General features: G+C 47.8%; 11 protein-coding genes. 4 read left to right on the plus strand and 7 right to left on the minus strand.

Going from position 1 to position 13158, the window contains the following annotated elements; genetic code table 11:
* Positions 1-1057, plus strand: a 1057-nt coding sequence (locus K6G33_RS03400; RefSeq protein ID WP_296776299.1) for an ABC transporter ATP-binding protein, incomplete at its 5' end; no start/stop codon positions are given.
* A 295-nt stretch (positions 1058-1352) separates the two neighbouring features.
* A complete protein-coding gene (locus tag K6G33_RS03405) occupies positions 1353-2648 on the plus strand; it encodes a Sapep family Mn(2+)-dependent dipeptidase (protein WP_296776302.1) in 1296 nt (431 codons plus the stop codon).
* Positions 2649-2780: 132 nt separating this feature from the next.
* Here the strand turns inward: K6G33_RS03405 and K6G33_RS03410 are convergent, their stop codons facing one another.
* Positions 2781-3128: a hypothetical protein gene (locus tag K6G33_RS03410; protein ID WP_296776305.1), complete on the minus strand. Its 348-nt coding sequence runs from the start codon at positions 3126-3128 to the stop codon at positions 2781-2783.
* 366 nt (positions 3129-3494) lie between these two features.
* On the opposite strand from K6G33_RS03410, the gene K6G33_RS03415 reads away from it, so the two are divergent.
* Complete coding sequence (locus K6G33_RS03415; RefSeq protein WP_296776307.1) at positions 3495-4247, plus strand: DUF2461 family protein; 753 nt, start codon at positions 3495-3497, stop codon at positions 4245-4247.
* Between the two features lie 187 nt (positions 4248-4434).
* Here K6G33_RS03415 and gpr read toward each other — a convergent pair whose 3' ends face one another.
* Entirely contained in the window at positions 4435-5283 is an 849-nt protein-coding gene (gene gpr / locus K6G33_RS03420) for a GPR endopeptidase (protein ID WP_296776309.1), read from the minus strand.
* Positions 5284-5509: 226 nt separating this feature from the next.
* Between gpr and rpsT the strand changes: the two genes are divergently transcribed.
* Positions 5510-5770: a 30S ribosomal protein S20 gene (rpsT, locus tag K6G33_RS03425; RefSeq protein WP_173449332.1), complete on the plus strand. Its 261-nt coding sequence runs from the start codon at positions 5510-5512 to the stop codon at positions 5768-5770.
* Positions 5771-6259: 489 nt separating this feature from the next.
* On the opposite strand, the gene K6G33_RS03430 is transcribed toward rpsT, so the two are convergent.
* The 5 genes from K6G33_RS03430 to K6G33_RS03450 form a co-directional block, all read right to left on the minus strand.
* Complete coding sequence (locus K6G33_RS03430) at positions 6260-6769, minus strand: flavin reductase (protein WP_296776312.1); 510 nt, start codon at positions 6767-6769, stop codon at positions 6260-6262.
* 72 nt (positions 6770-6841) lie between these two features.
* On the minus strand, positions 6842-7597 hold the full coding sequence (gene spo0A / locus K6G33_RS03435; protein ID WP_296776315.1) for a sporulation transcription factor Spo0A: 756 nt from the start codon (positions 7595-7597) through the stop codon (positions 6842-6844).
* A 187-nt stretch (positions 7598-7784) separates the two neighbouring features.
* A complete protein-coding gene (locus K6G33_RS03440; protein WP_296776317.1) occupies positions 7785-9095 on the minus strand; it encodes a hypothetical protein in 1311 nt (436 codons plus the stop codon).
* An 18-nt stretch (positions 9096-9113) separates the two neighbouring features.
* Positions 9114-10793, minus strand: a complete 1680-nt coding sequence (locus tag K6G33_RS03445) for a glycosyl hydrolase (protein ID WP_296776319.1) — start codon at positions 10791-10793, stop codon at positions 9114-9116.
* 28 nt (positions 10794-10821) lie between these two features.
* Entirely contained in the window at positions 10822-13140 is a 2319-nt protein-coding gene (locus K6G33_RS03450) for a glycoside hydrolase family 95 protein (protein WP_296776321.1), read from the minus strand.
* Between the last annotated feature and the right edge of the window lie 18 nt (positions 13141-13158).

Below are 13158 nucleotides of genomic sequence, written 5' to 3' on the forward strand. Positions count from 1 at the left end.
TGTTAATTTGGAAATAAGAGATAAGGAGTTCATCGTTCTCGTTGGACCTTCCGGCTGCGGTAAGTCAACAACTCTCCGTATGATCGCCGGACTCGAAGAGATCTCGGAAGGTGAGCTTTATATAGGCGATAAGCTCGTAAATGATATCGCTCCAAAGGACAGAGATATCGCAATGGTTTTCCAGAACTATGCTCTTTACCCTCACATGACAGTTTTTGATAACATGGCTTTCGGACTTAAGCTCCGTAAGGTACCAAAGGATGAAATAGAGAGAAAGGTAAACGAGGCTGCAAAGATCCTCGACCTTACACACCTTCTTGACAGAAAGCCTAAGGCAATGTCAGGCGGTCAGAGACAGAGAGTTGCCCTCGGCCGTGCTATCGTTCGTTCACCTAAGGTATTCCTTCTCGACGAGCCTCTCTCAAACCTCGATGCAAAGCTCCGTGCTCAGATGAGAACCGAGATCGCTAAGATCCACAAGAAGCTCGGTACAACATTTATCTACGTTACTCATGACCAGACAGAGGCTATGACAATGGGTGACAGAATCGTATGTATGAAGGACGGCTTCGTTCAGCAGATCGACACACCTCAGAACCTCTATGAGAACCCTGTAAACAAGTTCGTTGCAGGCTTCCTTGGCTCACCTCAGATGAACTTCATCGACGCTGTACTCAAGGAAGAATATAACCAGTACGTTGTAGAATTCGGCGGAAGAAACCAGAAGTATCAGATCATCGTTCCTGAGTCAAAGGTAAACGAGAGCCTCAGTGACTATGTTGGCAAGGAGATAATCCTCGGTGTACGTCCTGAGTCTATCCACGATGAGGAAATGTACCTTTCAAATGCTTCAACAGGCGTTATCGACGCAAACGTTGAAATTACAGAAATGATGGGTGCTGAGACATACCTCTACCTCCTCTGCGAGGGTATCCCGCTTACAGCAAGAGTAAGCCCAAGATCAACAGCAAGACCTGGTGATGATATCAAGGTTGCTATTGATCCTAACAGAATCCACCTCTTTGACAAGGAAACTGAGAAGGCAATTGTAAACTGATTAATTCTTTTCATATTTATCCTTTCTTTGTACACAGTGCCGAGCGGCACTGTGTACACGCAAATTACCGCAGTATTTTTACTGCGGTTTTTTGTATATTTGATCTCATGAAAAAGCCGAAATACAGGTGTCAAGTAACTCTTTCGCCCCTGAAAACAGCGATGAAAAGAGGGTATTGCTTTACTTTTTCTGCTTGCTGTTTTATGATAAAAGCGGAGATGAAAAAAAACATCGGAAAAAATATCCGAGATATCAGAACTCAAAATAATATGTCACATGAAAAGTGAGGTAAAATATGTCAGAAATAAAAAAGTATATTAATGAACATAAAGATGAAATGATCGACTTTTTAACTGAGCTCGTGGCTGTGCCAAGTGTACAGGGAAAGACTGAGGAAGGCTTTCCATTCGGCGAAATGCCTGCAAGAGCGCTGGAAACTATGCTGAAAAAATGTGAGGAGTACGGTTTTCATGTGGAGAATGTGGAAAACTACGCAGGCTCGGCAGACGTGAACGATATGCCTGCACAGCTTGCCGTGCTCACCCACCTTGACGTAGTTCCCGTGGGCTCGGGCTGGACTACAGACCCATTTGTACTGCGCTATGAGCCCGATACAGACAAGCTCATCGGACGCGGAGCTATCGACGATAAAGGCCCTGCTGTTGCAGCTCTGTTCGCCGCAAGAGCAGTCAAAGAGCTGGGACTGCCGCTGAAAAAGGGCATACGCCTTATCTTCGGCACCAATGAGGAGAACGGCTCGGCTGACCTTGCGTACTACCGCAAAAAGCGCGATTTACCGCCAATGGTGTTCACTCCCGACGGCGAGTACCCACTTATCAATGCTGAAAAGGGTATGCTGAGAGTGTACTTCTCGTCGGACTTCGACGACGACGAAATAGCCGAAATACAGGCAGGAACAGTGATAAATGCTGTGCCGCAGTTCTGCACAGTGAATATGTATAACGACGACGGCGAGAAGGAAGAAGCCGTCTATGAGGGAGTTTCTGCACACGCTTCAACTCCCGAAAAGGGCGACAATGCCATAACTCAGTTCTTGCAGAGCTACTGCGGCGAGAATCTGCTGCTCATGTCTCTTGCGGAGCTCTTCCCCCACGGAGAGCTGAACGGAAAGAGCTGCGGACTTGGCTTACGTGACGATATTTCGGGCGATATGACCTGTGTGCTGTCTATGCTGAACACTGAAAACGGACGCATCAGGGGCGGTATCGACATACGCTTTCCGCTTGACCGCACAAAGGCTGAGATCAGCGAAATTATATGCAGGGCTCTTGAGGAGGCAGGATTCACTGTTGACAGCTGCGACGGCGTAGAACCTCACTGCACCGACGAAAACAGCGAGTTCGTGCAGGCACTGCTCCGTGTGTATGAGCGCGTTACAGGCGATAAGGGACACTGTATCGCCATCGGCGGCGGTACTTATGTCCATGAGATAGAGGGCGGAGTTGCTTTCGGTGCGGAGTTTCCAAACGAGGACGGTCGTATGCACTGTCCCGACGAGTTCATAACCGTGGAGAATCTGCTGAAGAATGCCGAGATCATGGCGGAGGCTATGGCAGAGCTGTGTAAATGACAATTTGTAGGGGCGGATATTATCCGCCCTTTTTATTATAATTAGATCAGAAACACGAACTTTTCAACATTTTATTTCTGAATGTTGAAAAACTCAGGCAGCTGAAAAGGCGGACATATAGTCCGCCTTTTGTTATCGGTCTTTCTTTTTTGTGGTGGTGGTTTTCTTGCTGTCGTCTTCCTTATCGCCGTCGAGGCCGTCTATAACGTCGTCGGCAGCGTCCTTAGCGCCGTCGATGATGTCCTTTCCTGCTTCACCTGCACCGCCTATAATGTCTTTTCCTGCGTCACCGACACCGTCGGCAGCGTCATCAACTCGGTCGCGGACGCTCTTGTTTTCTGATTTTTTGTCAGTAGTACCGTCTTCGATAACAGCTCCGTTTCCGTTATCTGTATAATGACCGTCGTTATTATTGCTGCATGATGTCAGAGATGCACAAACGGTAACAAATATGGAGCATATTGCTAAAAGCTTTTTCATACAAATCATATCCTTTATAAAGTATTGTTGTGGACTTGTTTTCCACAACGCAAATTTATTGTTTACACGTTTTCCCTGATTATCCACACCTTTTTCAACTTTTTAGCACTTCCAGAAAGTGTATTCTGCGTTGTTTTCCACCTTTTCCACAGAGTTATCAACAATCGAACATATGAATCCACACTCATTTCAACAGCTTGTGGAAAACTTTTCCACCCGATTGTGAAATAAAAATAGGACTATATTGCTGTAAAATAATGGTTAAAAGTTGTTTCGCTTGAATAATGTCGGAGTATGTGATATAATATTTTGAGCAATTTGATGCAGCGTTACGCTGCTCAGTTTGAAGCAGAAATGGAGAAAAATATGTTTGAAGGTTTTTCACAGGAGGCGCTGGAGTTCCTCCTCGGCATTAGGCATAACAACAATAAGGACTGGTTCGAGCCGCGCAAGGCGGTCTATACCGAGAAGATATACAAGCCCTTGAAAGAGCTGGGTGAGGAGCTTTTTGCGCCGTTTGCAGATATCGAGGGAATGGTCTCGAAGGTGGGCAGGATATACCGCGACGAAAATTTCGCGCCGTATCTGCACTACCGCGATACCTTGTGGATATATGTCCGCTATGACGCGTGGTACTGGAACAAGACTCCTACCCTGTATTTCGAGCTATCTCCCGAGGGAGCTGAGTTCGGCTTCCGTATATCCAAGCCCGAAGCCGCAGTTATGGAGCGTTTCCGCAGCGGACTTATTGAAGATTCAGCGCCGTTTTTCAACATGATAGCAGAACTTGTTGAAAAGTACGGGCTTACGGTCGGCGGTGACGAATATAAGCGGAAAAAGCCCTGTCCAAAACCCGAATTGGAGAAATATTTCGTTAAAAAGGGACTTAGTGTATATACAAAGGTCAGTGATCCTGCGGAGCTTTTCTCCCGAAAAATAGCGGAGCATACCGCCGAGGTGTTCAAGGCTTTGCAGCAGCTCAACGACTACTTCCATGAAATTGTTGAAATTGAGGAGCTTGCCAAAGCTATACTCAGAGAAGAAAAGGAGCAGCAGCTCTCCCAGCCCGAACCCGAAATAAACATGGTAAAAGCTCCCGATGTAGAGTTCATGTGGTAGCAGCGTGACGCTGCACCCTTGCCACGCGAGCTGAGCCAGCTCGACCGCAGCCACGTTGTCGCTCATAAACTCGCTCGCTCTGTACAAAACGTTGATCTGTAATCGCTTACGGCACTATATGCAAAATGTAACATGAAACAACTGTAGGGGCGAACACTGAGCGCCCCTACAATTCCGAAATTATGATTCAAAACAGTCCCCTGACATCTTCAAATGTCAGAGTTGGATGCAAGGCGAGATTTATGCCGAACGCAAGCAGCTGTGAAGCTCTTTCTGTCAGGCGGTCTATATCACGGGGAGTTACCAGCATATTTGGCAGCTCCCTGTTTATTTTTCTCCCTGTGAGGCTTTTGACGATAGTATGCATATCAACGACTGTTGGAACTCCAATGGCTATGACAGGGATACCGAGACTTTTTTCCGAGAGCTCCATTCGCTGATTGGAAACTCCGCTCCCGGGGGATATACCGCTGTCTGTGAGCTGTATGGCGGTACCCAGACGGCTGATATCGCTGCAAGCGAGAGCATCAATGGCGATTATGCAGTCGGGTTTTACCTCAGAAGCGACTGCGCGGACAAGTTCTGCACTTTCTATGCCTGTCTGTCCCATAACGCCTCCTGCAAATGAACATACCCGACGCAGCGATGTTAAAAACTTCTCCTCTTCGCTGTCGTAATTATCGCTGAGATGCCTTGTGGCAAGTATCTTTGCAGCCGTTTGCGGCCCAATGGCATCGGGGGTGATATCGTTGTTGCCAAGCCCGACCACCATTATCTCGCCGTCGGGAACGAGCAGAGAGAGCTCCTGTGCGAGCTCCTCAGCCATGAACTGATAATCGTCGGAAAAACGGCTCAGGCAGTCGCCTTCAAGAGTGATGTAGCGACCCTTGCCCTTTCCGATAGTGGAAAGGCAGCTGTCGTCGTCAATGGTTATCTCTGTGATGCTGAAAGCTCTGCCCCGTTCGGAGATGTGAACGCTCTTAGGGAGAGCGTCTGCGGAGAAGCTTTCGAGAGCGAGATCTGTGCGAATATTCATGATTTCCTCCATATTGTGCATATTGCTTTAATTGTGGAAAATTTTTCTTACTATAATTTCACTTTTAGCTATTGAAAATATTGTTGAAAAATGATATAATTGTATTTGTCTCAGTATGGCAGCTGTGCGTTGCAGCTGTCGGGAGTGAACGAACCCGTGTTTGCTCCTATTATCTGTAAAATGCGGGCATATATACGGTCTGCATAATTTGAGGAGGTGTAACGAAATGCCAAACATTAAGTCTGCAAAGAAGAGAGTAAAGGTAAATGCTACAAAGGCTGCTGCTAACAAGGCAAGAAAGTCTAACCTTAAGACTACCCTCAAGAAGGCTGATGCTGCTGTAGCAACAGGCGCTGCTGATAAGGCAGAGGCAATCAAGGTTGCTATCAAGAGAGTTGATCAGGCTTGCGCTAAGGGTCTTATGCACAAGAATAAGGCTGCAAGAAAGAAGTCACAGCTCGCTAAGAAGCTCAACTCTGCTGAGTAATCGGTCTCTTTAACGATATAAGAAATGGAAATCCCCTTGCGGACAACTCACGGTCGGCAAGGGGATTGTTTTTATCATATGATATTTTATTCATAGTAATCACGAAAAAGCGCTAATAGTAACACTTATTTGTGGTTAGCATCTTTGGTCACAATTGTAAAAGTTGTTATAGCAATAATAACCAAAGTGATAGCAGTAATAATTATTATTATTGCTGTAATTATTTTTTTATTCTTGGCAGTATTGTTTTTTCTAATTGAAGTAATTAGACCAATAATCAATATAATGCAATAAGCATATCTCAACCAGTTCATAAAAATTTCGAAGCTTTACGGAACGAGTACGGATTATATTCTTGGGCTTACAGATGAAAAGGCGAAATACCCCGTAAAAAAGTGATATAAAAGCAAAACAGCCATAGAGAAGGGAAAGCTTCTTTATGGCTGTTCATATTAGAGAAGTGTCTGTGAATTTCGATAAAATATTTTATTATTCTTTGACGTATACGCCGACTATTTCAGAGATGTATGCGCGGTGGTAGGGGTCGTTTCCGAAGAATTTCTCGTTAAGCCCATCATCTGTGAGGAAGCCCTCGCCTTTGAAGTCATAGCTGTAGAGCTTGCGGCAGACGATGACCATTTCAGCCTCTGCGAATGTCATAGAGCCGTCTATCTCAGCAGGAGTAAGACCTGTTTCCTCAGCCTTGTTGCAGTCTCTGCCCGAATGTGAGCCGCAGAATGAGAGAGCATTTCTGAACTCCTCGCCGAGAAATGAAGCAGTAAAGCATTCGTTATCCTCAACGAAGCCGTATGTATAGCGGTTAGGTCTGATATAGCAGGTGAGGACGTTTTTGTTCCAGAGAACGCCGAGCTGTCCCCATGAAGCGGTCATGGTGTTGTAGCTGTCCTTATTTCCTGCTGTGAGGAGCATCCACTGCTTGCCTATTTTCTCGAATGGGTTGAAAGAAAGTTCGCTGATATCAATTTTTCTGAAAGCCATTGTAATTCTCCTTTACGTTAAAGAAATGTGCGGAATATCCGCTTAACATATCATCATCGCGGCTGACACATATCAGTTTGCTTTAAGAGTTGATTTATAGCGCAGTCTTAGTTTATCTGTGATAAGCGCGATGAATTCTGAATTTGTGGGTTTGCCCTTACCCGTATCGACGGTATATCCGAAGAAGGAATTGAGGGTATCCACGTTGCCTCTGTCCCAGGCTATTTCGATAGCGTGTCTTATAGCGCGTTCGACGCGGGACGAGGTGGTGTCATATATACTTGCCACTGTAGGGTACAGCAGCTTAGTAACACTGTCAAGAAGGGTCTTATCGTTTATGGAATGGAGTATAGCCGTGCGCAGGTAGTGATAGCCCTTGATATGCGCAGGAACTCCCAGCTGATGTATCATATCCGTTACGACGACTTCCATATCGTCGCTGAAGCTGTTGACTCTTTCGCCCAGTGAAGAATTAATAGCTGTACAGAGGTCGTCTGCACTGCATGGGCGCAGCAGGAACTTAGAAGCGCCGTTTTCCATGACCTGTCTTTCGATGAATTCGTTGTCGTAAGCGGAAGTTATGATGAACACAGGTGGATTTATGCCGGAATCCTTTGTATTTTTCATAAGAGAGATCACGTCGCCGTTCTGGGTAGATATATCGAGTACAGCCACATCAGGCGGATCTTTTTTGATAGATTCCAGTATGATGCCGCAGTCCTTGCGTCTTGTATATGCATACATACCTTTTTCGCGGAGTTTGTTTGCGATACTTACACCTGTTTCTGCTGTATCGTCGCCAATGAGAACTTTTACCTTATTATTCATGATTTATACCTCCTTTTGTACAGCGGTTTTCGACCGCTTAATAATAATATCACATCACAAAAGGAGCGGCAACGATATTTTTTAGGTTATTTCGTATTAATTGGTGTGGAAATGTCGCATATTGAGCGGGCGAAAAAAGCCGTCGGAAAATGCTGTTGCATATTCATGAATACGGGGGAAAAGGACATCATTTACGTTTTTTTCTGTGAATGACAGCCTCTGACATCTCTCTTACGCGTGTGCCTTCAGGGAAAAGTCTGTCGGCGAGCTTCTGAAGAGAGTTCTTTTTGATAGTTTTTGAGTGGACAGGAGCGAGTTTCGGTTCACTTTCGGGCTTGCCCCAATTTTTCTTTTCCGAATCGTTAAGAAACGGCATGATCTTGTTCCTGTCGCCGATATAGCTGTGCTGTTCGAGGAATTCCAACGGCAGCTGACAGCCTTCGCTGCCGTATTTCCCGATGAAATCTCCGAAATGGTGGAACATCATCTCCTTGAAGTCATCTCTGCCGTCGGCGATCTTTTTATTGTTCTCCATAGCCTTTATGAGAGCTTCCTGTGTCTCGTTATCGCTGTGGAAGTCTTTGATAAGAGTCAGGGGGCCGAGCACGATGAAGCCCAGCATATACTCATCACCGCAGAAGTCGCTCTGAGGCTTTTTAGTCTGAGGGACATCGAAGCCGTATACTGCATACAGAGCCAGAGCGCAGCGCAGAGGGAAGAACTGTTTCTCGTCGATGTCGTAGAGGTGTTTTTCCTCGATATAGCCGCGGAGTCTGCCTGATTTCACCATGAGCGGCAGTATGGGCTGGAGCATCAGCGAGCGCATACCCTTTACGATAGGAGCTTCCACGTCTATGAAGTAATCTCCGCCTATGTGGAGTATATTGTTTGATTCTACCTTTGATTTTCTTATAACAGCGTCGAGGAAGGCTGTATCAGCGGAATCGGGGATATTCAGTTCCGCAGGGATAATGAGCGTATCATAGCCGCCGTAGCCGCAGTCGCAGAGTATCTTGACGATGACATCACGGGGATAGTAGGATACAGAGGTAACGATGATATGGTTTTTGCAGTCCTTAGCCTTATCGAACAGCAATTTGCCTATCCTGCGCGGAAAGGTGTAATGGTGGATAAGGTCGCACTCACGGTTTATGAGCTTGTCTCTGCCCGTCTGGGTGATGCCGCTCATTTTTGTAAAGATATCGTATATCTTTTCGAGGGTGACATTGCCTTTCAGACCGTATTTTTTCTCGGCAGCCTTCTGTGCAGCTATACGCAGCTCTGTGAAGCTCTTGTCCGAGGTGCTCACCATAGCGAAGTCGTCCTCCATGAACAGGAACATATCCTCAGGCTGTGAAAAGGGCGTGATTACGAGGGTGTCCCACAGCTTGAAGCTTGTTACCCTGTGATCGTTTCTTTCCACTTCATGGAGCATCTTAACGAGTATCTCGTCCTGTGCGGCGGAGTTTGTACGATTTGGCTTGAATTCGTCGTACATATGATACCTCCCTTCGTATTATTTTTCAGTTGTAACAGTTGTATCGGATACAGCTTCTTCCGAAGCATCTTCTGTATCTTCCTTTACTTCAAATCCTCTCAGCTTGCGGTATTCATCGAGGGTCATAGCGCCGTCGGAGTTATAGGCTCTGACGAGGGCTTCCTTGCTGTTGAATTCTTCGCTGAAATTGCCTTTATCGTTCTGGATATACTTTCCGTACCACATACCGAAGAACGACCATACCGCGTTATCGCGGAAAGCCGTATCCATATCGGGTACACAGCCGCATTCGCTGATAGCGATGAGCTTATCGCTGCCCACGAATTTCTGAACAGCCGCGAATTCCTCGTAGTACTTGCTTCCGCAGTCCTTTTCGCCGCTGAAGTACAGATCTACCGAGGCGATATCGAAGGTACGCCTGTCAACGAGGGTGCTGTCGCTCTGACCGTTCCATATCCAGATGAGGTTGTCCAGTTCAAAGTACTTTGTAAAGCGGTCATAGATAAGGTTCCACAGCCATTTATAGCTGTCCGTGCCCTTAGCGCCCCACCAGTACCAGCTGCCGCAGCCCTCGGGGAGAGGTCTCCACAGCACGGGTACTCCCCTGTTTCTGAGGGAGGTGAGCTGACCTGCCATATTATCTATATCCAGCATCAGACCGTAGCATTCCTTGGAAATATTGCCCTTGCTGTAGAGCTCTCGGAGCTCTTCCTCGGTCAGCTCGGCGATATTCTTATCGGTAACAGCCTTTGAAAGGTCGAAATCAGTTTCATCTGTACGAACGCCGCTCTTTTTATCGGAAGGAGCTTTCCAGAACCAGCTCACGCAGGAGATACCGCCGTTCAGGTACCAGTCGGCAGCTGCATCGACTTCCTTGAAGCTGTCGGCGAAGTTCTGGTCGGGCACTTCAAAGTTAGCGAAGCGGATAACGGGATATTTTCCTGTAGTTCGGTAAATGAGGTCGAGCTCGGAGTTGTCTCCGCCGTAAGCGTACTGACCTGTGATGATGTATTTTCCGTAGTTGTCGGAGAGGAAGCTCATGAGCTCCTTAGCGGACTCCCCTGCATTTTTGTTGACGAGCTCGCCCTTAGCGTCATAGCTTATCTCGCTGAGGGAAGTATTGTTCTCGATCTTCAGGTAATCGAGGCACACATCGCCGTTTTCGGGGACAAATTCGAGTTTTTGCCTGCCCTTTGTGAGAAATACTCCATAGAGCGTTATATAGGTGAACTGACCGTTGTTGGTCGTCCTGAAAGTGGTTATCTGCTCATCGCCGAGCTTGATGCGGCAGTTCACAGCCTTTTCCGCTAAGATATTGAAGGATAGGTCGTAGTGCTGATTGGTGGGCACATCTATATCGAATACGACAGAAGCCTTGCCCTCCTCGCCGAAGCCTGTAACGTAGCCCTCACCGCTGAATTCGGGCTTATCCGTGGCAGCTCTTGCACCGCCTTTGAGTTCAGCTTTTTCGGCTTCATACAGGCTGCCTGACTGAGTTTTCTCGATCTCGGGGTAGGTCACGGGATAGTCAGGGAAGGTCTCAACAGGGAGAGTGGTAGTTGCCTCCGTACTTTTATCGGTAGTTTCCTCAACGATAGGCACGGGAGCAGTGATCTCTGACTTTTTGTCACAGGCTGTGAAAGCTGCCGCAGCAGCTATGACAGCGGTTATAAAAGCGGTTATCTTGCGAATATCCATTTATTCCTCCTATGGGGAGCGAGCTCCCTTATGCCTTTATGTTGTAGGTCTTTCCCTGTTCGGTATTGATTATGATAACGCCGTCATCAATGCATGAATCGACGGATTCGCCGCCGCAGGCAACGCTTACGACGCAGTTTGCTCTCAGTCTGAGTTCGCCGCCCAGCTCGGAGTGTATATCCGCAGTAGTGAGCTTGCCCTCGACCCAGTTGATATCCACGGTAAATCCGCCCTTAGCTTTGAGACCGTATACGTGACCGCTGCTCCACTCCTCCGGGAGAGCAGGGAGAAGATTGATCTCACCGCAGCAGCTCTGCAAGAGAGATTCTGCAATAGCGGCAGCACCGCCGAAGTTGCCTTCTGTCTGGAAAGGCGGCTTTGTAGCGGTCATATTCGGGTTGGTGTAGTGAGAGAGCAGACGTTTGAGGTTTTCCGATACCATGCGGCTGTCGAAAAGTCTTGCCCACATATTTGATACCCATGCGCAGCTCCAGCCTGTTCTGCCGCCGCCGTTGATAAGTCTGCGGACGAGGGTAGCTCTTGCGGCATCTGCCAGCTTAGGTGTCTTGTAGGGATTAATGATATCGGCAGGGTGCAGAGCGAAAAGCTGAGAGATATGGCTGTGACCGATGTCGGTCTCATCGTAGTCCTCAGCCCATTCCATGATCTGACCGTACTTGCCTGTTTCGGGCTGCGGGAGGTATTCCAGCATCTCGGCGAGCTTGTCGGCGAGAGCCTTATCCTTTCCCAGTATCTCGGAAGCCTTGATAACGTCCCTGAAAAGCACAGTGATTATCTGTGAATCAATGGCGGGGCCCATGCAAAGGCTTGCCTGAACGCCGTTTTCGTTGATATAGGTATTTTCGGGAGATACTGACGGGCCAGTAACAAGTCTGCCTTTGCTGTCCTTAGTGAGGTACTCGGTAAAGAACTCGGCAGCCTCTTTGAGGATATGGTATTTTTCGGCGAGGAAGTCCTTGTCGAGGGTATACTCGTAGTGTTCAAAAATATGGAGAGCCAGCCAAGCGCCGCCCATAGGCCAGATGCTTGCTGTCCGCTCCTCGCCCTGAGGAGCTGTATCGCCCCATATATCGGTATTGCTGTGGCAAACGAAGCCCTTGTTTATGCCGTACATTTCCTTTGCGGTGACTCTGCCGTTGCCGCACACGCGCTCAAGGAGATCGAACAGCGGCAGGTGGCATTCGGAGAGGTTGCAGCTCTCAGCGAGCCAGTAGCACATTTCCGTATTAACTTTCAGGTCGTATCTGCTTCCGTTAGGCGGAGACATCTGGTCATTCCACAGACCCTGAAGATTAGCAGGCTGAGTGCCTGTGCGGCTGCACGAGATGAGGAGATATCTGCCGAAGTTGAAGTAAAGCTCAAAGAGTTTATTATCGTTGATAAGTCTGCGGCACTCCTTATTGTCCAGCTCATCGCCCTTCATACGGTCGATACGCTCGTTAGTGGTCATAAGGGAGAGGTCTTCCTCGCTGTTGTCGTTGAGGGACAGCTCAACGCGCTCAAAGAGGTCGCGGTAGTCATTGACATGGCGGTAATATAGCTCATCGAATTCGCACTGCAAAGCCATTTCGGTGTCCACCTGAGCGGATTCCTCGAAATTCTGACTGTAGAAGCTGGTGCGGACTGACAATACGATCATGACCTCATCGGCATTTTCGGCGCAGATCTTGCTGCCGACGGTATGTATGCTGCCGCCCTTAGCGGAAGCGCCGAGGCAGGCTGCGAAGAAAATACCGTCGCGGCTGCCTGTGCCGCCGTTGAAGAGTATCATATTCTGACCGCACGGGCGGTTGTCGTCGTAGTAGTCCTCTCTGCCGTCGATATAGCAGGAAAGGGAGACAGACGCGGGTTCAGAGGCGTGGATGCGGATCACCATTACCTCATCGGGAGCGGAAACGAAGTATTCCTTTGTATAATCAACGCCGTTTACGGTAAAGGAAGCGTCAGCAACAGCACTGCTCAGATCGAGACTGCGCGAATATTCGCGGGCTTTGCCGCCTAATTGCAGGTCGATATGTAGCTCGCCGAGTGGCATATATCTGCGCATATTCGGTGTAACGCCCTGCATTTTGCTGAAAGCAGCAACTTCTGCTTCATCGGGTCTGCCCTCAGCGAGGAGAGCTCTTGCTTCATTGAAGCCGTTTACAGCGTCGGGGTTAATTCTATGGCGGAGACCGCCTGACCATACGGAGTCTTCATTTATGACAATAGACTCCGAAGCGGCGCTTCCGTAGATCATAGCGCCAATTCGTCCGTTTCCGATAGGGAGAGCTTCAAAGACGCTCTCAGCTGGGGAATCATATTTCATTAAAGTTTCGGTACTCATATAATGCAACTCCTATGG

This window comes from Ruminococcus sp. (assembly GCF_024691275.1).
In the GTDB taxonomy this organism is placed as follows: Bacteria; Bacillota; Clostridia; order Oscillospirales; family Ruminococcaceae; genus Ruminococcus.